This is a genomic window from Lactivibrio alcoholicus, assembly GCF_055390895.1.
This window is the reverse complement of the sequence record NZ_AP042471.1, coordinates 986,954-1,007,921: the sequence shown is the minus strand read 5'-3', so window position 1 is coordinate 1,007,921 and position 20,968 is coordinate 986,954. Positions and strand designations below refer to the sequence as shown.

At 65.6% G+C, this 20,968-nt stretch carries 14 protein-coding genes; 7 read left to right on the top strand and 7 right to left on the bottom strand.

Features of this window, described 5'->3' with window-relative positions; genetic code table 11:
• The first annotated feature begins 1 nt into the window (after position 1).
• Both ACZ5IU_RS04855 and ACZ5IU_RS04850 read left to right on the top strand, forming a co-directional pair.
• Positions 2 to 1,186: an iron-containing alcohol dehydrogenase gene (locus tag ACZ5IU_RS04855; RefSeq protein ID WP_464421064.1), complete on the top strand. Its 1,185-nt coding sequence runs from the start codon at positions 2 to 4 to the stop codon at positions 1,184 to 1,186.
• A gap of 16 nt (positions 1,187 to 1,202) precedes the next feature.
• Positions 1,203 to 2,198 (top strand): homoserine dehydrogenase, encoded by a 996-nt coding sequence (locus tag ACZ5IU_RS04850; protein ID WP_464421063.1) that lies wholly within the window; start codon positions 1,203 to 1,205, stop codon positions 2,196 to 2,198.
• Positions 2,199 to 2,314: 116 nt separating this feature from the next.
• Here ACZ5IU_RS04850 and ACZ5IU_RS04845 read toward each other — a convergent pair whose 3' ends face one another.
• The 4 genes from ACZ5IU_RS04845 to ACZ5IU_RS04830 are packed head-to-tail and all read right to left on the bottom strand — an operon-like array spanning position 2,315 to position 8,324.
• On the bottom strand, positions 2,315 to 3,487 hold the full coding sequence (locus ACZ5IU_RS04845) for a pyridoxal phosphate-dependent aminotransferase (protein WP_464421062.1): 1,173 nt from the start codon (positions 3,485 to 3,487) through the stop codon (positions 2,315 to 2,317).
• Positions 3,488 to 3,498: 11 nt separating this feature from the next.
• The gene (locus ACZ5IU_RS04840; RefSeq protein WP_464421061.1) at positions 3,499 to 4,734 is read right to left on the bottom strand and encodes a pyruvate carboxyltransferase; all 1,236 of its coding nucleotides are present in this window, start codon (positions 4,732 to 4,734) and stop codon (positions 3,499 to 3,501) included.
• A gap of 24 nt (positions 4,735 to 4,758) precedes the next feature.
• The gene (locus ACZ5IU_RS04835) at positions 4,759 to 7,626 is read right to left on the bottom strand and encodes an acetate--CoA ligase family protein (RefSeq protein WP_464421060.1); all 2,868 of its coding nucleotides are present in this window, start codon (positions 7,624 to 7,626) and stop codon (positions 4,759 to 4,761) included.
• A complete protein-coding gene (locus ACZ5IU_RS04830) occupies positions 7,623 to 8,324 on the bottom strand; it encodes a GntR family transcriptional regulator (protein ID WP_464421059.1) in 702 nt (233 codons plus the stop codon). The genes ACZ5IU_RS04835 and ACZ5IU_RS04830 overlap by 4 nt, the downstream gene beginning before the upstream one ends.
• A gap of 154 nt (positions 8,325 to 8,478) precedes the next feature.
• Between ACZ5IU_RS04830 and ACZ5IU_RS04825 the strand changes: the two genes are divergently transcribed.
• The 5 genes from ACZ5IU_RS04825 (at position 8,479) to ACZ5IU_RS04805 (ending at position 14,270) form a co-directional block, all read left to right on the top strand.
• Positions 8,479 to 9,498: a TRAP transporter substrate-binding protein gene (locus ACZ5IU_RS04825; protein WP_464421058.1), complete on the top strand. Its 1,020-nt coding sequence runs from the start codon at positions 8,479 to 8,481 to the stop codon at positions 9,496 to 9,498.
• A gap of 111 nt (positions 9,499 to 9,609) precedes the next feature.
• Positions 9,610 to 10,110: a TRAP transporter small permease gene (locus ACZ5IU_RS04820; RefSeq protein WP_464421057.1), complete on the top strand. Its 501-nt coding sequence runs from the start codon at positions 9,610 to 9,612 to the stop codon at positions 10,108 to 10,110.
• A 3-nt stretch (positions 10,111 to 10,113) separates the two neighbouring features.
• Positions 10,114 to 11,394 carry a TRAP transporter large permease gene (locus ACZ5IU_RS04815; RefSeq protein WP_464421056.1) on the top strand — a complete coding sequence of 427 codons (1,281 nt, stop codon included), beginning with the start codon at positions 10,114 to 10,116 and terminating at the stop codon, positions 11,392 to 11,394.
• 49 nt (positions 11,395 to 11,443) lie between these two features.
• Positions 11,444 to 12,613 carry an MFS transporter gene (locus ACZ5IU_RS04810; protein ID WP_464421055.1) on the top strand — a complete coding sequence of 390 codons (1,170 nt, stop codon included), beginning with the start codon at positions 11,444 to 11,446 and terminating at the stop codon, positions 12,611 to 12,613.
• A gap of 58 nt (positions 12,614 to 12,671) precedes the next feature.
• Positions 12,672 to 14,270, top strand: coding sequence for a lectin like domain-containing protein (locus ACZ5IU_RS04805; protein WP_464421054.1), 1,599 nt, complete (start codon positions 12,672 to 12,674; stop codon positions 14,268 to 14,270).
• Between the two features lie 76 nt (positions 14,271 to 14,346).
• Here ACZ5IU_RS04805 and ACZ5IU_RS04800 read toward each other — a convergent pair whose 3' ends face one another.
• Genes ACZ5IU_RS04800 through ACZ5IU_RS04790 form a run of 3 tightly spaced genes read right to left on the bottom strand, consistent with a single transcriptional unit; the run spans position 14,347 to position 20,961 of the window.
• Entirely contained in the window at positions 14,347 to 17,388 is a 3,042-nt protein-coding gene (locus tag ACZ5IU_RS04800) for an efflux RND transporter permease subunit (RefSeq protein ID WP_464421053.1), read from the bottom strand.
• 12 nt (positions 17,389 to 17,400) lie between these two features.
• A complete protein-coding gene (locus tag ACZ5IU_RS04795; protein WP_464421052.1) occupies positions 17,401 to 18,705 on the bottom strand; it encodes an efflux RND transporter periplasmic adaptor subunit in 1,305 nt (434 codons plus the stop codon).
• 33 nt (positions 18,706 to 18,738) lie between these two features.
• Positions 18,739 to 20,961: a mechanosensitive ion channel family protein gene (locus ACZ5IU_RS04790; RefSeq protein ID WP_464421051.1), complete on the bottom strand. Its 2,223-nt coding sequence runs from the start codon at positions 20,959 to 20,961 to the stop codon at positions 18,739 to 18,741.
• Between the last annotated feature and the right edge of the window lie 7 nt (positions 20,962 to 20,968).

The following is a 20,968-nucleotide window of genomic DNA, read 5'->3' as shown; positions in this document are numbered from 1 at the left end:
GATGCGTGATTTCGTCTTCTACAACCCGACGCGGATCATCTTCGGGAAAAAGGCGACGGACAAAATCGGCGAGACGGCCGCCTCCGCCGGAATCCGCCGCGCGCTGCTGATCTACGGAAAGGGGTCGGTCAAGGCGAGCGGCGTCTATGACCGCGTGCTCGCCTCGCTCGCGCAGGCGGGAGTCGACGTGACGGACCTTTCGGGCGTCCAGCCGAACCCGGTCGTCTCGAAGGTCCGCGAGGGGATCGCGCTCTGCCGGGAACGGAACCTCGAAGCCGTCATTCCGGTCGGCGGCGGGAGCGTCTACGACACGGCGAAGGCCGTCGCCGCGGGCGTCCGCTACGAGGGCGACATCTGGGAGCTGTACGGCGACCGGATTCCCGTGAAGGGCGCGCTGCCGATCTTCGGGATTCTCACGACCTCGGCCACGGGCAGCGAGATGAACCGCGGCTCGATCATCACGAACGAGGCGACGCGGCAGAAGTGGGGGCTTCATTCCGATTTCATCTACCCGACCGTCTCGATCATCGACCCGGAGCTTCAGGCGACGCTGCCGCGCGGCCAGACGGTCTGGGGCGGGATCGATACGATCGTCCACGTCCTCGAGGTCTACTTCGACGGCGTCCGGAACGTGGACGTCATGAGCGAATATTCCGAAGGCATCATCCGGACGGTCATGAAGCACCTGCCGCGCGTCATGAACGACGCCGCGGACTACGACTCCCGCGCGGAACTCGCGTGGGCCGCGACGCTGGCCCTCAACGAATCGACGAAGTGCTGCCGGACGGGCGGCGACTGGTCGACCCACACGATCGAGCACTCGCTGAGCGCGATCTACGACATCGTCCACGCCGCCGGGCTCGCGGTGATCATGCCCGCGTGGATGGAGAACGTCCGGGGCGAGTACCCGGAGATCTTCGCGCGATTCGCCGAAAAGATCTTCGGCGTCGTCGCGGGAAGCTCGCCGAAGGGGCAGGAACAGGCGGGGCTCGCCGGAATCGCGCAGCTCCGGGCCTACTTCACGTCCCTCGGCGCGCCGGTGACGCTTCGCGACCTCAACATCCCCGAAGCCGACCTGGAGCGCATCGCCGACAACGTCATGGAGACGAAGGGCGGCGCCCCGATCGGAATGATGAAGAAGCTCGTCCGCGAGGATGTTTTGAGCATCCTCCGCCGGGCGTTCTGACGCGGGAGGGGACCGGGTGACGACACGAATCCTGCTTCTCGGACACGGCGTCGTGGGGAAGGGGCTCTGTTCGCTGCTCGCGGACAAGCGCGGGCGTCTCGCGGAGATATGCGGCGGGGAGCTGTCGCTCGTCGGCGTCGCGACCGGAAGACGCGGATGCGCCTATTCGCCCGAAGGGCTCGACCCCCTCGAGCCGCTCGCGCACGCGTCGCCGGACTGGACGACCGAACGGCTCGTCCGCGAGGCGGAGTACGACGTCCTCGCCGAATGCACGGTCACGGATCCGTGGAACGGCGAACCGGCGATGTCGTTCATCCGGGGGGCGCTCACGCGCGGAAAATCCGTGACGACGTCGAACAAGGGCCCGGTCGCGCTCGACTTTCACGGCCTGCGGCGGCTCGCGGCGGCGAACGGCGCGCGGCTCCTCTTCGAGGGGACCGTCATGGCGGCGACGCCGCTCTTCTCGGCGCTCGGCCCCGGGCTGCTCGGCGCGGAGGTTCTCGGCTTCGAGGGCGTCCTCAACGGGACGTGCAACTTCGTCATCGAGGGGATGAAGTCCGGAAAGAGCTTCGCGGAGGCGCTCGCGGAGGCGCAGGCCTCGGGGCTCGCGGAGGCCGACCCGACGCTCGACGTCGAGGGGTGGGACGCGACGCTCAAGGCCATCATCCTCGCGCAGGCCGTGATGGACTTCCCGGCGATCCGGCCGCAGGACGTCGACCGGAAGGGGATCTCGCACCTGACGCCGGACGACCTCCGGGACGCGGCAGAGCGCGGCGGCGCGATCCGGCACGTCGCGGTCGCGGAACGCAGGAACGGCAAGCCGGTCCTCACGGTGGGGCCGAGGTTCGTTCCCGCGTCGAGCCCGCTCTGTTCGATCCCCGCGAACGCGAAGGCGGTGCTCTTCCGCACCGACTGCGCGGGCGACGTGTGCATCACGGGCGTCGGTTCCGGCGGGGCGAGGACGGCGTTCGCGCTGCTCCGGGATATCGTCGACATCGCGATGACGCGGTAGAAAACGCCGCCCGGACGCATCTTCCAATCCCGAAAAGAACGAGAGAGCCCGGCCGTCGCTTTCCGGCCGGGCTCTCTCTGTATCTGTATTTAGCGTGTGGCGTTTTGCGCGATTCGCTACAGCGACGGAAGCGCGCGCTCCATGCGGTCGAACGCCTTCGCGAGTCCCTCCATCGGGAGCGTGCAGGCGATGCGGACGTGCCCCTCGCCGCTCGCGCCGAAGGACGTTCCCGGGACGACCGCGACGTGGGCGGACTCCAGCAGCCTCCAGGCGAACTCCTCGCTCGTCTTTCCGGTTCCGGTGATGTCGGGGAAGAGGTAGAACGATCCGTTCGGCTCCGCGCACCGGACGCCCTTCATCGCGTTGAGCCGCGACGCGGCGTACTTCATGCGCTCCCCGAAGACGGCCGTTCGTTCGCGGACGCGCTCGTCCTGCGTCTTCAGGGCGTAGAGCGCCGCGCGCTGCGCGAGCGTATTGACGCCGAACGTCCGGACGACGGAGAGCGTGATCATCGTCCGCAGGAGGTCCGGCCGCCCGATGACGTATCCGATGCGCCAACCCGTCATGCAGTGGCTCTTCGAGAAGCCGCCGAGCGTTATGGTGCGCTCCTTCATCCCCGGAAGCGTCGCGATCGAGGTGTGAACGCTCCGGAAGACGAACGATTCGTAGATTTCGTCCGAGAGCACGAAGAGATTGTGCTTCTTCGCGACTTCGGCGACGCCTTCGAGGCATTCGCGGCTCAGGACGGCGCCCGTCGGGTTGTTCGGCGTGTTGAGGACGAGGACGCGCGTTTTCGCGGTCACGGCGCGCTCGATCGCGTCGGGCGACGGCTGGAAGCCGTCTCCGGCGCGCGTGGGCACGGGGACGACCACGCCGCCCGCATACTCGATCTGTTGGGCGTAGGCCGTGAAGTAGGGCTCGACGACGAGCGCCTCGTCGCCGGGGTCGAGCATCGCCTCGAAGAAGAGCGACGATCCCTGAATGCCGCCCACCGTGACGAAGATCTCGTCGGGCGTCGCGTCGAGACCGTGGCGCCGCTTCCACCACGAGCAGATCTCCGCGCGGAGGTCTGCGTAGCCGGGGAGCGGCGGGTAGTGCGTGCATCCCGCCCTTCCGGCGTCGGCGGCAGCGTCGACGATGTCGATGTCCGTGTCGAAGTCCGGCTCGCCGATGCTCAGGTTGCTCAGGTCGTCGATCGTCGCGGCGGCGTTGAAGATCTTCAGCATCGACGACGGCTGGAGCGATCCCCAGCGGTTCGCGACGCGGAAAGCGTTCGTTGCGCCGGTCATTGCGGGGGCCTTCAGTTCGCCGCGGCCTTCGCGACGAGGACGCGGAACTCCTGCTCGTTCAGGTCGCGCTTGAGTTCGATCGACAGCGCCTTCACGAGTTCGAGAAGGTCGCGCTCCCGGTCTTCGGGGATCGAGAGTCCGGTCTTTTCGAGCCAGTACCGGATGTTGTCCTTGCCGCTCTTCTTGCCGATGTAGAGCACGGGTTCCTTCTGGCCGGTCAGCGTGTAGTGGTAGGGGAGCATGATGAGCGGGTTCTCCTTCTTCGCGTTCGTCCAGAGGCTCGACGGAAGTCCCGTCTCCCAGCCGAAGAGCTTGTCGCCGACGACGGGCTTCGTCGGGGGCACCGGGAAGTTCGAGAGCCTCGCGACGAGTTCGGAAAGTTCCTTGAGCTTGTCGAGCCGGATGCCGGTCGCGCGTCCGTAGAGCGCCTCGAGCGAGATGGCGACGGGTTCGAGCCCCGCGCTGCCGGCCCGTTCGCCGATGCCGTTCACGGTGACGTGCGCGACGGATGCGCCCGCCGCGAGGGCCGCGAGCGTCGTCGCGACGCCGAGGTCGTAGTCGCTGTGGAAGTGCGCCTCGATCGGGAATGCGAAACGCTCCCGGAGCTTGCGCACCGTGAAGGCCGCGCCCTCGGGGGAGAACGTCCCGAACGTGTCGACGAGCGCGAGCGAGTCGATGTGTCCGCCCTCGGCGACGGCCTGCACGAAGTCGAGGAGGTAGTTCAGCTCCGCGCGCGAGCCGTCGGCCGGGAAGAACGTCACGAAGAGCCCGAGTTCGTGGGCCGCCTTCGTCGCCTCGACGCACGCCGCGACGGCCTGTTCGGGCGTCCACTTCTTGCCGTAGCGGAGCATCTGCTCGCTGCCGATGATCTCGCAGATGACCCCGTCGACGCCGAGGCTCTTCGCGAGTTCCATGTCCTTCACCATCGAGCGGCAGAAGCAGAACGTCTTCGCCTTCGATCCGTCGGGCAGCGTGAGGCCGAGGTCCGAGATCGCGCGGATCGCGTCGGCGTCCTCGGCGGATCCGGCCGGGGTTCCCGCCTCGATCCGGTGGACGCCGGCCTCGGCGAGTTTCTTCGCGATCGCGACCTTGTCGCCGCGCGTGAAGATGATCCCCGGCTGCTGCTCGCCGTCACGGAGCGTCGTGTCGAGGATCTCGATGCGTTCGGGGAAGTGAAGCTCATTCGTCACTTCGGATTCGTAATTCGCGGGGGAGACCCACCATTTGCCGTCTTCTCTGTAGCCCATTCGTCAGTTCCTCCTTCAGATGTTCTATTCGATGCGGATCCGGGCGTCGGCGACGATGAAGCGCTCTCCGTCCCAGATGAGGGGATTCACGTCGAGTTCCGCTATTTCCGGAACATCGAGCACAAGCCGTTGCAGCGCGGCAAGAAGTTCGAGGAGCTTCGGGATATCCGCGCCCTTCCGTCCACGATAGCCTTCGAGCAGCGGGAAGCACTGCAACTGTCGCAGCGCGGCGTCCGCGTCGCGCGTGTCGAAGGGGACGTGGAGGAGCCGGACGTCCTTGAAGACCTCGACGCTCACGCCGCCGTACCCGACGAGGACCGCGTGTCCGAGGACCGGATCGCGCGTGACCCCGAGGATGAGTTCCAGCGCGTCGGGGCTCCGTCGGATCTGTTCCTGGACGAGAACGCCGCGAGCGCCCGGGAAGCGCGCGAGAAGGCCGGAAACCGTCCGTTCGAGCGCCGCCGCGTCGGGGATGTCGAGGATGACCCCGCCGACGTCGGACTTGTGGAGGATCTCCGGGTGGTCGATCTTCGCGACCGCGGGGCAGCGAAAATCCTCCGGGGCGCGGCGGTCATCGCCGTCCGCGGCGACGAACGCGCTCTGCGGCGTCGGAAAGCCGAAGGCCGAAAGGAGTTCCATGCACCGCTCCTGGGGCAGGAACGTTCCCCTGTTTTCACCGACGAGGGCGCGTCGTTCTGCGAGCGTTACTTCCGGCTTCGCGGTCGCGCGTGCGGCTGCGGGAGGCGTCTGCGTCGCGCCGGTCCGCATCAGGTGAAGCACGGATGCGGTCTGTTCCGGAAACGTGAATGACGGAACGCCGTTTTCGAGCATGACGGCGCGTCCGGCCGCTCCGAGCGTGGGCCCGAAGAAGCAGGAGAGCACCGGGATTCCCGCGTTGCGCGCGGCGACGAGCCCGTCGATCATCCCGCGCGCCGCCGCGCCGGTGTCGACGCCAGCGGGCGGGACGACGACCACGAGGATCGCGTCGAAGACGCCGCTCTCGACCATCGTTCGGGCGGCCTCGCCGTAGTGTTCGGGCGTCGCGGTCGCGACGAGGTCGAGCGGGTTTCCCGTCGAGGCCTGCGGCATGATGCGCGACGCAAGGCGTTCGCGCAAAGGCGCGGGCATGAGCGGCAATTCGAAACCCCTGGTTGCGAGCGCGTCCGCGACGAGCGTTCCGGGGCCGCCGGCGTTGCTGATGATTCCGACGCGGTTTCCCCTGACGCGCGGCATCCGGGAGAGCGCCGAGGCGAGCAGGAAGGCCTCTTCGAGCGTCTCGGCGACGACGGCGCCCGACTGGGCGAGGAGCACTCCTGCGAGCCGGCCGTCGCCCGCGAGGCTGCCCGTGTGCGACTTGGCCGCCGCCGCTCCGGCCTCGGTCCGGCCGGATTTCAGAACGACGACGGGCTTGGCGGAAGCCGCCTCCCTGAGAATGCGCGCGAAACGCGGCGCGTCGGGGATCGCTTCGAGGTAGGCGAGGATGACCTTTGTGTTCGGATCGTCCGCGTAGAGCGGCAGCAGGTCGCATGCGGTCACGTCGGGTTGGTTGCCCGTTGACGCGATGCGCGAGAAGCCGAGGCCGTAGGCGGACGCGAAGTCGAGCATCGCGGCCCCGATTGCGCCGCTCTGGGTGATGAGGCCGATGCCGCCGCGCTCCGGGATCGTCTGGAGCATGTTCGCGTGTAGCCGAACGGCGGGGTCGGTGTTCAGGATGCCCATGCAGTTCGGCCCCATGAGGCGCATGCCGTAGCGGTTGACGATGTCCATGAGCGCGCGTTCCTGCGCCCCGCCCTCGTCGCCGGTCTCGCGGAAGCCGGCCGTGAGCGCGACCATCGCGCCGACGCCCTTCCGTCCGCACTCATCCGCGACCTCGAGGACGCCGTCCGACGGCACCGTGAGCATTGCGAGATCGACGTCGGACGGAATGTCGAGAACCGAACGGAATCCCTTCACGCCGTCGACCGTCTCGCCCTTCCGGTTCACGGGGAATACCTCGCCCGCGAAGTCGTAGCTCCGGATGTTCCGGAATACGGCATTGCCGATGCCCGGACGGGCCGACGCGCCGATGACGGCGACGCGCTTTGGCGAGAAGAGGCATTCGGTCCGCCGTTCGTGAAGCGGTGGGTTCTCCCGCCACGACTCGAAACGGAGGCCTTTCGGGGCCGGAACGCCGCGGAAGAAGACCGAGTCGCGCTCGTCGAGGCCGAAGGAACCGTTCGCGATCTCGAGCGTCGTGCGCGCGCCGACGATGCGCCCCTCGTCGTTGACGGACGGGAGGTAGCGGCGGACGCGGTCCTTCCCTTCGAGTCCGTCGCCGGTGTCGACCGGGACGCCGGGCGAGACGATCAGGATGGGGCCGCCGTCGATGAGGTCGGTCGCGAGGTAGGACGACGCGCGGATCTCGGACTCTCCGCCCGCGAGCGTGGAGCCGACGCCGTCGGCCCCCGCGTAGGCGCGCCGCCCGTCCTTCTCTATGGCGAGGTCGGCCGGGTGGACGCCCCACGTGATCAGCGACCCCGTGACGACGGATGTCGTGGCCCAGACGTACCCCGCGAGAAGGACGCCGTCGGGGGCGTAGGGCGCGAGGAGGTCGAGGATCTTCCGGTCGTAATCTGCCCGGACGGTCCGGTCCTTGAGCGGCGTTCCGCGATCGGCGTAAAAGGCCCGGATGTCGATCGAGAGGCCGGGGATTCCAAACTCCTCCGCGGTCCGGAGCGCCTTCGCCTCCGGAGAATCGGCGAAGACCGCGACGATTTCGAAGGGGGAGCCTCCGGGCGTCGCTTCGAGCGTCCGCTGAAGCTCCAGGGTTTTCCAGAGCGTGTTCCCCGACCCCGAGGCCAGACCGGCGACGCGCATCCGGCCCCGTGCGGCGTTCCATATCGGTTGGATCATTGGCTGTCCTCCTGTTTCTTTCGTGTGCGCTTCCTGGGAAGCGCGGGTTCCGTACTCTTGAGCGTGTCGAGGATGGTCTTCTGGTGGCGCATGGACGACTCCGTGATCTTCTTCTGATCTCCCGACCGCAGCGCGTCGATGATCTCCTCGTGCTCCGCGGGCGCATGTTGCAGGATCGGACTCTCCGGGTCGAGGATCTTGCGTTCGAGCATGCTGATCCGCTGGAGCCGGATCGTATCCGTGATCTCTTCGAGCTGTTCGAGAAGCATCTTGTTGGGGTAGACGCTGAAGATCGCCCGGTGGAACTTGTCGTTTTCCTCGAGCGCGCGATGGTTCTGTCCCGTCTTGAGGAAATGCTGCATGTTGTTGTTGAACTGCACGGCCTTTTCGATGTCTATCCCGGAGACGTAAGGTGCGATGCGGTCCATGACGTAGGACTTCAGCGCGTGCTGGATCTCCTGCATCTGGAAGAACTCGTCGAGCGAGAGCAACATCACGCTCCAGCCGATACGCGCCTCGGATTTCACGAATCCTTCGCGGGCCAGGCGTCCGAGCGCCTCCCGTATCGGGGTCTTGCTGACCTTGAGTTCCCGGGCGAGTTCATCCACGTTGAGCCTGTCGCCCGGCGCGCAGGAACCGTCCAGAATCCGTCTCCGGATTTCCGAAAGAACCGCTTCGACGATAGTGGGAATCTTCATGTCGTGTCGCCTCCTGTGAGCTTTCCCCGGCCCGCAAAATCTGATATAGTATCCGATATCCGAAGATGCTATATCCTGCGGAGCCGTTTGTCAATTCGGGACTATGCGGCAATGGTACACGACGGCGGCCCGCGGCGGAAGGAGAGGATGGTTGATGGTGCGTATCGGTCATGCGTTGTGCAGGTGCGCGGCGGCCGCGTGTGCGGCGGTGGTTGTGGGAGCGGCGGCAGTCGGAGGAGGTGTTCCGGCGTCGGCGGCGGAGTATATCGTCAAGATCGCGAACGTGACGGCGCCGGACCATCCACTGAACAGGAGCTTCGAGAAGATGGCCGCGATCCTGAACGAGCGGTCGGGCGGAAGGATCGAGGCGAAGGTCTACCCCAGCGCGCAGCTCGGCAATCTCCGCGCGATCGCGGAGGGGTTGCAGCTCGGGACCATCGAGATGGGCACGCAGAGCCCGGGCGGGCTGGCGTCGTTCATGCCGCTGCTCGGGGTCCTCGAACTGCCCTACGTCTACCGGAGCAACGATCACGTCTACAAAGTCGTCGACGGTCCCATCGGCGCGGAACTCAACGAGAAGTTCCGCGCGAAGACGGGAATCCGGATTCTCGGGTACTGGATGAACCTCTACCGCAACACGACGAACAACAAGCGCGCCATCGCCGCGCCTGCGGACTTCAAGGGCCTCAAGATCCGCGTTCCGGAGACGAAGACGGTCATGGACACGATGAACGCGCTCGGAGCGAGCCCCGTTCCGATGGCGTTCGGCGAGGTGTACACGGCGTTGTCGCAGGGCATCATCGACGGGCAGGAGAACCCGCTGTCGATCATCTGGGCCTCGAAGCTCTACGAAGTGCAGAAATACCTGTCGCTGACGGGGCATGTCTATTCCCCGACGGTCGTGATGATCTCCGATGCGTTCTACAAGAAGCTGCCCGAGGATCTTCAGAAGCTCGTCGTCGCGGCGTTCGAGGAAGTGCGTCCCGAGGCGCGGCGGATCGTCGAAGAGCAGGAGAAGGACCTCGTCGCGAAGCTGAAGGAGAAGGGAATGCAGGTCAACGAGGTCGACCCCGAACCGTTCAAGGCCGCGATGGCGCCCGTCTACGACGCGTTCGTGAAGGCGAGCGGCGCGGAGGCCGGCGGGTACATCGCGAAGATCCAGGAGACGAAGTAGCGTCCGTTCTCCCGTCCGTCCAGCACGGACGGCTTCATGAATCCATGAATCCATGAGACCGGGGGCGGCGGCGTCAGCGTCGCCTCCGGCGTTTTTAAGGAGGTGTCGCATGTGCGTGCAATCGCCGCGTTCCTGAGCGGCCTGACGGTGCGGATCGACCGGATCGTCAACCGCCTTCTCTTCGTCATTCTCTTCGTCATGACGGCCGTGACCTTCGCGCAGGTCGTCGCGCGCTACGCGCTCGGCTTTTCGATCTCCTGGAGCGAGGAGCTGTGCCGGTTCCTGTTCATCTGGATCATCTTCCTCGGCGTTCCGCCGCTGATCCTGCGTTCGGGGATGACGGCCTTCGATATGCTTCTCCGGAGCCTGAAGGGGTGGAAGGCCGTCGTCGCGGGGTGCGTCGTGTCCGGCGCGTCGTTCTGTTTCTTCTGGCTCATGGCCGTCGGAAGCCTGCCGCTCGTCGAACGGCAGATTCCGCAGATCGCGACGTCCCTGCCCGTGTCGATGGGGCTCGTGTACGGCGTGATCCCGCTGAGCGGAGGGCTCTCCCTGCTCTTCGCGGCGGAGCGGCTGCTCCGTCTGTTCGTCCCCGCGGACGGGGAGGCGCGCTGAGCTATGGATATCCTGCTGTTTTTCGGGGTCTTCTTCGCGATGCTTCTGATCGGCATGCCGATCGCGATTTCGCTCGGGTTCGTCGGCATCCTGCTCGCGATGTCGCGCGGCGTGTTTAACCCCGTCCTTCTCGGCCACATCATGTACCAGGGCGTGGACAGCTTCACGCTGCTCGCGGTTCCGTTCTTCATGCTCGCGGGGAGCCTGATGGAGGAGGGAGGCATCTCCCGGAGGCTCATGGATTTCGCGTTCGCGCTCGTCGGACGGATGCGCGGCGGGCTCGCGCAGGTCGCCGCGGTGTTGTCGATGCTCTTCGCGGGATTGTCGGGATCGGCGGTCGCGGATACGGCGGCCGTCGGTTCGCTGCTGATTCCGTCGATGAAGGCGAAGGGGTACCGCGAGGGGTTCTCGGCGGCGCTCGTCGCCGCGGGCGGCGCGATCGGCCCGATCATCCCGCCGAGCATTCCGATGATCATCTACGCCGTCGCCGCGAATGCGTCGGTCGCGAAGCTCTTCATGGGCGGCATCCTGCCCGGCGTCGCGTTCGGCGTCCTGCTCATGATCTACTCGCACATCGAGGCGGTCCGATTCAATTACCCGCGCGAGGAGGGCTCCTTCAGCGTCCGGGAGCTGGCCCGCGCGTTCCGCGACGGCTTCCTCGCGCTGCTCATGCCCGTGATCATTCTCGGCGGCATCCGCCTCGGGATCTTCACGGCGACGGAGTCGTCCGCGATCGCCGTGGTCTATGCGTTCGTCATCGGGAAGTTCGTCTACGGCGAGCTGACGTGGAAGCGGATTCCCGAAGTCTTCGCGGGGGCGGCGCGGAGCACGTCGGCCGTCATGTTCATCATCGCGGTCGCGTCGTTCCTGAGCTGGGTGCTGACGAGCCTCCAGGTTCCGCAGACGATCACGCTGTTCCTGACCTCGCTGTCGACGAACCCGACCGTGATCCTGCTGATCCTGAACGCGTTCATTCTCTTCCTCGGCTGTTTCATCGACGCCGTATCGATCATCGTCCTCATCACGCCCGTCGCGCTTCCGGTGATCCATCAGCTCGGAATCGACCCGGTGCTCTTCGGACTGCTGCTCGTCTGCAACGTCTGCATCGGCGCGCTCACGCCTCCTGTCGGAACGTGTCTGTTCGTCGCCTCGGGCGTCGGACGCGTGGATCTGTCGAAGACGGCGGTCGCGGTCCTTCCGATCGTGTGCATCGCGATCGCCGCGCTCGTTCTCGGGATCCTGTTTCCGCAGGCGCTCCTGTGGCTGCCGGATATGATCGGGTGATGTAGAATAGCTCCGGGGCGCATGCGCGCCCCGGAAGCGAGGGAGAGCCATGGAGCGTTCTGACGGCGAAACGGGGGCGTTCGGCCGGGATTTTCGGGTCTGCCTGTGGGCGACCTTCATGATCCAGTCCTTCCAGTCGATGTTCTTCATGTATCCGCAGGTGCTGTACGTCCAGGGCTTTTCGCTCGCCGCCTCCGGGTGGCTCATGAGCGCGTTCAATCTCGCGTCGACGGCGTCCCGTCCGGTTGCGGGGCGACTCGTGGAACGGGCCGGCTTCCGCAACACGCTCGTCGCCGCGTGTCTGGGGCTCACCGCGTTCACGATTCCGCTTCTGGTCGCCCGCTCGGGAATCGCGCTCTTCGTCCTTCGCCTCGGAATGGGGTTCTTCTGGGGCGTCGCGATGGTCGGAGTGTCGTCCTACCAGTCGCTGGCGGTTCCGCCGGAGCGCCGGGGAAGCGCCTTCGCGCTCGTCTCGATGGCCTACGTCCTGCCGCAGCTCACGCTTTTCGTCCTCGTGGAACGATTCATCTCGCTCGGATACGTCCGGCTTTTCGTCGCATCCGTCATCGTCGTCGACCTCTTGGCCGCGTGGCTTTCGCTGTCGTTTCGCGGCGATCTCCGGACCGGGAAGGGGGAGGCGCGCGTCTGGGGCGCGTGGAGCGATCTTCCGAAGGTTCCGGGCTTTTGGGTGCTCCTCGGCACGATTCTCTGCTGGTCGGTCGTGAATTCTTCCATCCTGCAGTACCTTCCGATGCTCGCCGCGTCGCGCGGGTGCAACGCGAGCGCCTTCATCGCCGTCAACGCGGCAATGTCGCTCGTCGTGCGGCTTCTGTTCGCGCAGGCCATGAATCACATGGACCGGCGGATCATGCTCTGCGGCGCGCTGACGCTCATGGGCGGAATGACGCTTCTGCTGCTCGTCGCGCGGACGAATGCCTGGTTCATCGCCATCGGGGTCGTCTACGGCTTCGGCATGGGCTTCGGGTTCCCCGCGATGCTCGCGCTGATGCCGGATATCTTCCCCGAACACCTTCGTCCCAAGGGCGTGTCCGTGAGTTTCTTCGCGCTCGACCTGGGGTTCATCGTGTCGCCGTTCCTGGTCGGGTATGGCGGTCAGCTTCTCGGACTGGATGCGACCTTTGCGCTGATCGGCGTGACGGGGGCCGTGACGGTCGCAACGCTCTACTTCCGCGCATGGCGCAGGATCCGAAACGCGTAGTCCCCGTTTCCTGATACAATACGGCGACATTTCATCACTTTTTTCGAGGAGGAAGACCATGCGTCGAAGTTCCGTTTCCCGTGTGACGTGTTTCATTGCCGCCGCGCTCCTTTTCTCCGGCGCCGCCAGCGCCGAGGGCTGGAAACTCGCTCCCGTGTCGGAGCGCTTTCTGAAATCGCCGATCGACCGGTCGGCCGTTTCGGCCACGGGGCACGCGACCGGATACAGGCCCGGGCCAATCGACTTCGGCGCGGCCGATGCGATGATCGCCGGAAACGCGTCGAAGAGAACCTCCAGAGGCTCCTTGCCCGCCGCCTACGATCTTCGGACGCTCGGACGCCTGACTTCGGTCCGGAATCAGGGGGCGTACGGAATCTGCTGGACCTTTGCGGCGCTCGGTTCGCTCGAGTCCACGCTGCTTTCGGCCGGAGGGCCAGCGAAAAATCTCTCCGAGTGGCATATGGGGTACTTCGCGTTCGCCGATACGGTCCCGTTCACCGGTAGTCCCTACAACGGCGGGTACGACTGGCAGGCGGTCGCGATGCTGGCCCGCCGGCGGGGCGCCGTGAACGAGGCGGACTGCCCGTACGGCGGCGCGAATCCGACCGGAAACGAGCCGAACTCGGTCTTTCTGCTCGACGCGCTGCATCTGCCGCAGATCAGCCCGAGCCAGTATTGGGTATTGGACCAATACCCCGAGCTCATCCGCGACACGGTCAAACAGGCCGTGATCGACAAAGGCGCGGTGTCTATCGGCATCTGGATGAACGAGTCCGACCCCGCGATGTGGGACGCGGCGACGAATTCGTATTACACGGCCGTCGGAAACAAATCGGCGAACCATGCGGTTCTCATCGTCGGATGGAACGATGCGTACCCGGCCGCGAACTTCGCGACGCAGCCCGCCGGACCCGGCGCGTGGATCGTGAAGAACAGCTGGGGAACGGGGTGGGGCGACGCAGGATACTTCTACGTCTCGTACTATGAACCGTCGCTCGACTCGGGAGTCGCCTACGTCGGCGCGACGGCTGACCCATACCTTCGCCGGTACGACTACGACCCGCTCGGATGGGTGAGGAACGCCGGCGGCGGCGACGTCGATACGGCATGGTTCGCGAACATGTGGACCGCCCAGGCGTCCGAGAGCGTCGCGGCGGCCTCCTTCTACGCGTACATGCCCAACTCCGTCTACGAGATCCGCGTCTATCGCAACGCGACGGCGGGGAACCCCGTCTCGGGAACGGCGACGCTCTCCGCGAGCGGGACGCTCGCGGAGACGGGGTATCACACGGTTCCGTTCGGGACGCTCGTCCCCGTCGCGGCGGGGGAGCGATTCTCCGTAGTCGTGAAGCTCACGACCCCAGGATACAACTACCCCGTTCCGGTCGAATTGCCGCTTCAGGGATACTCCGACAGCGCGACCGCGAACGCCGGAGAGAGCTTCTACAGTCTGAACGGCGCGAGCTGGACGGACGCGACGCTCCTGTACGCGAACGCGAACGTCTGTCTCAAGGCATTCACGAAGGCCGGAGCGCCCACGAACACGCCGGGCGGCGGCAGTTCAGGCGGCGGATGCTCCTCGGGCGCGGCGTCGCTCTGGGCGCTCCTGCTGCTCGTTCCGGCGTGCGTTCCGTTCGCCGTGAAATCGAAGCGCTAGAGCGGTGCGATGCGAGAGGGGGAGGCGGAGTTATCCGCCTCCCCCTTTTCCGTATCGTCGAAGGACCGCTTTCCCGTCAGCCCCGGGCCGGCTTCGTCACCTTGAAGAAGATCGCGTACAGGACCGGGACGACGACGAGCGTGAGCGCCGTGGCGAATGTGAGGCCGAACATGATCGTCACGGCCATCGCGGAGAAGAGCGTGTCGAAGTAGAGCGGAATCATCCCGAGGACGGTCGTCATGGCGGCCATGAGGACCGGCCTCGCGCGGCTGATCGCGGAACCCACGATGGCGTCGTACGGAGTCTTGCCCTCCCGCACCTCGAGGTCGATCTGGTCGATGAGCACGATCGCGTTCTTGATGAGCATCCCCGCGAGGCTCAGGAAGCCCAGGAGCGCCATGAAGTCGAAGGACTTGCCGAAAACGAGGAGCCCGGCGGTCATCCCCGTGAGCGAGAGCGGCAGCGTCAGGAGAATGATCGACACCTGCCCGAAGGCGTTGAAGAGCATCACGAGGATGAGAACGATGAAGACGAACGAGAGGGGAATCATCCCCATGAGTCCGCTCTGCGCCTTCTGCGAGCTTTCGTACTCCCCGCCCCATTCGAGGCTGTACCCCGGAGGCAACGGAATCCCCTCGATCTTCGGGCGGATCTTCCCGAAGAGGACGCCGGTCCGTCCGTCCGACGCGTCGCACTCGATCGTGATGGTGCGCATCCGGTTTCTCCTGTAGATCGTGGGGTCCTCCGCGAGCACGGGGAGCCCCGACGTGACCTGGACGAGCGGGATGTAGCGGCGCATGAGCTGACTCCAGACCTGGACGTCCGGCATCGTTCCGGCGTTTCCACGATCGAGCAGCGGAAGGCGCGCGACGATCGGGATGAGCTTGTCGTCCTCGCGGTAGAGACCGACCGACGAGCCCGAGAACGAGAGCTCGAGAGCCGTCGCGACGTCGCGTCGCGTCAGGCCTGAAGAACGGAGTCTCGTCTCGTCGAGCTGCGGCCGGATGACCTTGACGCGTAGCCCCCAGTCGCACTTGATGTTCATGCTCTCTGAAAACCCGCGCATGATTTCCGTCGTCCGCGCCTCGAGATCGCGGAGCACCATCGGATCCTCGCCCCGGAAACGGGCCTGGATCTTGGCTCCGCCGCCCGTCCCCTTGCTGAAGGCGCGTACGCGCGGGTCGATGTGCGGCATCTCCTTCGTGACGAAGTCCGCGACGTCGCGCATGAGTTTTTCGGCCTCGACCGTCCCCTTCGCCGTGACGACGAGGCTCCCGTAGCCGCTCTCCGAGTCGCCCGGGGTATAGGTCAGGATAAAGCGGAGCGCCCCTTCGCCGGTATAGGAGGCGACGGACGCGGTCTCAGGGCGCGAGAGCAGGAAGCGTTCGACCGAATGGACGTCTTCGGCCGTCGTTTCGATGTGCGTTCCCTTCGCCCTCCAGAAGTCGATCGTGAACATCGGACTCGTCGAGTTCGGGAAGAACGATTTGTCCACGAGTCCGAAACCGACGACGGAGAGCACGAGAACGCCGACGACGACCCAGACGACGATGACTCTGCCGCGGAGGCATCCCTCGAGAAACGCCCTGTACATCCTGTAGAGGCGGGAACCGTACGGGTCGACGCCCTGCTCCGACGCGGCGGGTTTGAGAACGAGGATCCCGGCGAGGGGCGTGACCGTGACGGCCAGGACCCAGCTCAGGAGCAGCGATATGCCGACGACCTGAAAGAGGCTGCCGCAGAACTCTCCCGTGCTGTCGGGGGAGAGGCCGATCGGCGCGAACGCGATGATCGCGATCAGCGTGGCTCCCATGAGAGGCCATTGGGTCTGTTTGACGACCTCGATCGCGGCCGACGCGCGGTCCTGTCCCATCTGGGAGCGGACGAGAATCCCGTCGGCGACGACGATCGCGTTGTCGACGAGCATTCCGAGAGCGACGATCAGCGCGCCGAGCGAGATGCTGTGGAGATCGATGTGAACCATTCTCATGACGACGAACGTCGCGAGGATCGTGAGCAGCAGTACCGCGCCGATGAGCATCCCGCTGCGGAGCCCCATGAAGACGAGAAGGAGGCCGATGACGATCACGAGCGATTCGAGCAGGTTGACGATGAAGTTGTTGATCGCGTCGCGGACCGTATCCGACTGGTAGTAGATCAGCCCGAGGCGCATCCCGACCGGGGTCTCCGGCTCGAGTTCCCTGAGCCGCTGTCTGACGGCGTCTCCCATCGTGATGACGTTGCCGCCCCTGACGTTGGAGATCCCGATGCCGATCGCGGGTTCTCCGTTGAAGCGCATAAGCGCGCGCGACGGGTCGACGTATCCCCTCGTGACGGTTGCGATGTCTCCGAGCCGGATCATGTTGCCGGACGAGCCCAGGAGCAGCAGCGATTCGATCTGCTTCGGCGACGAAAACGTTCCCGTCGGGTCGATCCGGATATAGTCCGTTCCGGCCTTCACTTTGCCCGCCGAGGCCACGACGTTCTGCGCCTTGAGCGTGTCGAAGATCTCCTGGAGCGAAATTCCGAGCTGCGCCATCCGTGTCCGGGAGAGTTCGACATAGACGGCTTCCCGCTGGGCGCCCGCGATTCTGACGTTCGCGACTCCCGGGACGAGCAGGAGTTCCTTGCGGAGCCGGATCGCGAAGTCCTCGAGCTCTCTCGGCGTGTACCCCTTCCCCGTGAGCGCGAAGTAGACGCCGAAGACGTCGCCGTAGTCGTCATTGACGAGCGACGGTCCCGCTCCGGGCGGGAGCATTCTCTGGACGTCGCCGACCTTGCGCCGGAGTTCGTCCCAGATCTGGGGGAGGTCCTTTCCGGTGAAGGTATCCTTGATGTCCACGTAGATCACGGACGCCCCCTCCTGCGAGAGGGAGCGGACCTTGTCCACCTGTCCGAGCTGCTGGATCGCGCTCTCGATGACCTCGGTAACCTCCTGCTCCACCTCGACAGGCGAGGCTCCCGTGTACGCCGTGCTCACGACCGCCGTCTTGATCGTGAACGACGGATCCTCGAGCTTGCCGAGGCCCGTATAGGCGGCAATGCCTCCGAGCGAGAGGAGGAGGACGAGGAACCACGTGATCGTCTTTTTGCGGATCGAATACTCGGCGATGTTCATGGCCGTTTCCCCCTACTTTCCGGAGGGTGCTTCGCCCCGTTCCGAAGAGGAAACGTACAGCCTGACCTTCTCCCCCTCCGCGAGGAGCTGCGTTCCGGCGACGACGATCCTGTCCCCCGGCTTCAGATCTCCCGACACGATTGCGGACTCGTCCCTGTAATCGACGATCTCGACGGGGACGCGCCGGACCGCCCGGGGCTCTCCCGAGACCTTCCAGACGAAGTGCTTCTCTCCCGCATCCGCGACGACCGCTCCCGACGGGATCGCGTACCCCGGAGCCGCGTCCGCCAGTTTCTCCGCCGAAAGCTGGACGGTCGCCGTCATTCCGGGCAGGATGACGAGACCTTCGGGGTAGGTCATTCCGAACGTGATCGCGTAGGTCTGCGTCTGCGGGTCCGCCCGCGTCGAGGCCTCCTTGAGGTAGAGCGGGAAGAGCCGGTCGGGAAGTGCGTCGAACTGGGCGTTCATCTCGATCGTGCCCGCGGATTTCGATCGCATGAGGTCCTGTTCGGGCAGGGCGATGACGATCTCGAGTTCCGACAGGTTCTGGATCGTCACGAGCGGCTGATCCTTCTGGACGCTCTGGAAGTTCTCCATGTAGCGGTCGACAACGATCCCCGAGAAGGGGGCGCGGAGTTCGGTGTCGTCGCGCGCGCTCTGCGCCGCCTGCACCTTCGCCGCGAGTCCCTTGATCGTCGCCTCCATCGCGTCGATGTCTTCCTTCCGCGAGCCCGTCCTGGCCTTCTGGAGTTCCTGATTGGCCGCGTTGAGCGATGCCTTCGCGACGTCGTACGCCGTCTTCGCCTGATCGTACGTGGATTTCGCGACGGCTCCGGACTTGAGCAGCGATTCCATGCGACGGAAGTTCGCCTCCGCCTCGTCCGTCCGGGCCTTCGCCGACGCCACCTGGGACGAGAGCGCCGAGATCTCTTCCTTCCGGGCTCCGGCCTTCATCGCGGCGAGCTGCGCCTTCGCGTTGTCGAGCGCGCTCTGCGCGTTCTGAAGCTGGATGTCGAAGTCCCTCGGGTCGAGTCTGGCGATGAGGTCGCCCTTCATGACCTTCTGTCCCTTGAGCGTCGGGAGCTCCATGAGCGTTCCGGCGACGCGGAAGGAAAGGTCGACGCGTTGCGACGCGAGGACCTTTCCGGGGTAGGACCGCCGGAAGCTGTCCTCTCCCCGTGCGAGTGCGACGGTCTTGACCGGTCGGGGAATGGGCTCCCTCGGGGTCACGTCTGCCGCACGCCGTTCGCGGAGGACGACGTATCCTCCGACGGCGGCGAGAATGAGAACGAGAACTGCGATGATCTTTCGAGACACTGATACTCCCCCTTTTGCCCGATGTGGGCTGTACTATAGCAGATTCGTTCCGTCCGCAGGAGAACCGGGGAGTTTCCGCCCGGATCCGCTCCGTCGCGTCCACTCGACCCGGTGCGTGGGAACGATTTCGATGCCGGCTTCCGTGAGACGTTCCGTGATCGCGAACCTGAGCTCGCTCATCGTGTCGTGGAAGAGCGACCACGAGAGCAGAAGGTCGTGCTGCGAGAGGTAGAAGGAGAGCCGGAAGGTCAGCGAGTGTTCCGCGAAATCCGCGAACGTGACGCTCGGCGCGGGGGATCGAAGGACGCTCGGGTGTATGGCGGCGACTTCGAGAAGGAGACGTTCGACCTCCCTCACGGGAGCGCCGTACGCGATTCCGATGGTGAGCCGCAGCTTCACTGCCTTCGACGAGAATGTCCTGTTGACGATCCGGTTTTCCCAGAAGAAGCTGTTCGGCAGAAAGACGTCCACGCCGTTGAACGTGAGGACGTGCGTCGTTCGCGAATCGATCTCCTTGACAACGGCGACGTCGTTGTCGATTTCGATGATGTCGTGGATCCTGACCGGTTTCTCGATCATGAGGGCGAGGCCGCTGATGAGGTTGCGGAAGAACTCCTGCGCGCCGAGCCCCACGCCCACGACGATCGCGCCGCCGAGGAACGCGAAGGCTGTCAGCGGGATGCGGACCGCGTGAAGGGCGAAGACCGCGAGAATCGTCACGAAAACGTACTGTGCGAGGCGAAGCAGCAGGCTCGCGACGTGGATATCCTGTCGCTGTCTGCGGTAGAGGCGCTTTTTGACGAACCGGATGATCGCGTTTCCCGCCGGGATTCCGACGAGCAGGATCAGAAGCGCTTCGAGGAGCTTTCCGAGCGTGACGGGGACGTCTCCGGTCGCCCAGAGTTCGATGTCGCCGAGATCCGAGATGCGCCGTTCGACGGATGCCTTCAGCCGCTCGCCGATCCCGGCGATGTCCCGGAGCCTGCCGATCTCGTCGAGAAGGCGGCGCTGCAACCGCGAAAAGGAAAGGAGAACGGAGATGTACTCGAGCGTCTCCCCCTTGCCGCGTTCGAGAACCGGCAGGCGGGACGGATGCGACCCCTCCGGCGAGGCCGCGTACGCGGCGACGTTCGCGAGAAAACGCTGTCTGTCCGTCAGCCGGGCGCGCACGACATCGCCCCACCACTTCGCCTCGCCGGCCCATTCGTCGAGGACGGCCGTTTCCGGCGGAGTCGGGCGCAGGATCGCGTATCTGCGTTCCCACGTTTCCCGGACGGCGTTCAGCAGTCCGGCGGCCTGTCGTGCCTGGTCCTCGAGCTTTCGGATCGTCTCCCGGAGCCCGCTCTCTCCCTGGGTCGCCGCGAGAAGCGATGCGTACCATTCGGCGCTTTCGAGGAAGCGGGACGAACGTTCCCCGATCCGGTCGATCTGTCCCCGAAGATCCTCCTCGTCGCAGGCGAGCCCCTTCCGGATCGCGGCGACGCGCTCGCGGAGGCGTCCTCTCTCCTCGTCGAGGATCGCGCGGGCGAGTTCTGAAACGACGCTGCGGATCCTGTAGAACTCCGTCGACGTTTCGATCGTCTCCTCTTCGGTCCTGAGGAAACGGAGGGTCCATTCGGCCTTCTTCCGCGCGGAGGATCCTCCGGTGGCGTCGCCGAGCCGGTCGGTCGCCCGACGGATCTTTCTGCGCACCGTGTCGAGGGATTCGGCGTCTTCCTTCAATCCCTCGCGGATCTGATCCTGCTGGAATTCGTTTTCGCGGAGTTGCTCGTCGAGGTCGTCGAGACGTTCGAGATGCTCGTCGAGATAGGAGAGCGGGTACGGGGCCGGACGGGAGATCGGCGGCAGGGAGGCGAGGCGGGATTCCCCGCGCCTTCGGGAAAGCTCGCGGATGCGGCCGACGGCGCTGATCGAGCGGGAATACACGTTTCCGACCGTCGTGAGCATGTACTCGTAGCTCTTCACATCTTCGGGGGCGACGCCGTAATCCGTCGCGGGAGAGGACGCTTCCTCGCGGCGGTATGCGCCGATCCGTTCGTCGAGTGCGGCCGAGCGTTCCTTCAGAGACGTTTCGAATTCCGCGAGACGAGTTTCGGAAATGTCGCCCTGAAGGGGGGCGGGGGGAGCGGCGAGCGCGACGGGCGAAAGGAACGAGAGAACGACGAGCGCCCGAAGGAGGCGAAGGAAGGGCAGGCGAAAGAGTTGCCCCTGTCCCGCGATGCGGTCCGGGGTGTTCCTTCCGCCTGCCGGAACCATCTGCACG

What these genes read in the sequence shown, in the direction of transcription:
- ACZ5IU_RS04855 (WP_464421064.1), top strand. Translation starts at nt 2, where the DNA reads ATGCGTGATTTCGTCTTCTACAACCCGACGCGGATCATCTTCGGGAAA.
- ACZ5IU_RS04845 (WP_464421062.1), bottom strand. Translation starts at nt 3,487, where the DNA reads ATGACCGGCGCAACGAACGCTTTCCGCGTCGCGAACCGCTGGGGATCG.
- ACZ5IU_RS04840 (WP_464421061.1), bottom strand. Translation starts at nt 4,734, where the DNA reads ATGGGCTACAGAGAAGACGGCAAATGGTGGGTCTCCCCCGCGAATTAC.
- ACZ5IU_RS04835 (WP_464421060.1), bottom strand. Translation starts at nt 7,626, where the DNA reads ATGATCCAACCGATATGGAACGCCGCACGGGGCCGGATGCGCGTCGCC.
- ACZ5IU_RS04830 (WP_464421059.1), bottom strand. Translation starts at nt 8,324, where the DNA reads ATGAAGATTCCCACTATCGTCGAAGCGGTTCTTTCGGAAATCCGGAGA.
- ACZ5IU_RS04825 (WP_464421058.1), top strand. Translation starts at nt 8,479, where the DNA reads ATGGTGCGTATCGGTCATGCGTTGTGCAGGTGCGCGGCGGCCGCGTGT.
- ACZ5IU_RS04815 (WP_464421056.1), top strand. Translation starts at nt 10,114, where the DNA reads ATGGATATCCTGCTGTTTTTCGGGGTCTTCTTCGCGATGCTTCTGATC.
- ACZ5IU_RS04810 (WP_464421055.1), top strand. Translation starts at nt 11,444, where the DNA reads ATGGAGCGTTCTGACGGCGAAACGGGGGCGTTCGGCCGGGATTTTCGG.
- ACZ5IU_RS04805 (WP_464421054.1), top strand. Translation starts at nt 12,672, where the DNA reads ATGCGTCGAAGTTCCGTTTCCCGTGTGACGTGTTTCATTGCCGCCGCG.
- ACZ5IU_RS04800 (WP_464421053.1), bottom strand. Translation starts at nt 17,388, where the DNA reads ATGAACATCGCCGAGTATTCGATCCGCAAAAAGACGATCACGTGGTTC.
- ACZ5IU_RS04790 (WP_464421051.1), bottom strand. Translation starts at nt 20,961, where the DNA reads ATGGTTCCGGCAGGCGGAAGGAACACCCCGGACCGCATCGCGGGACAG.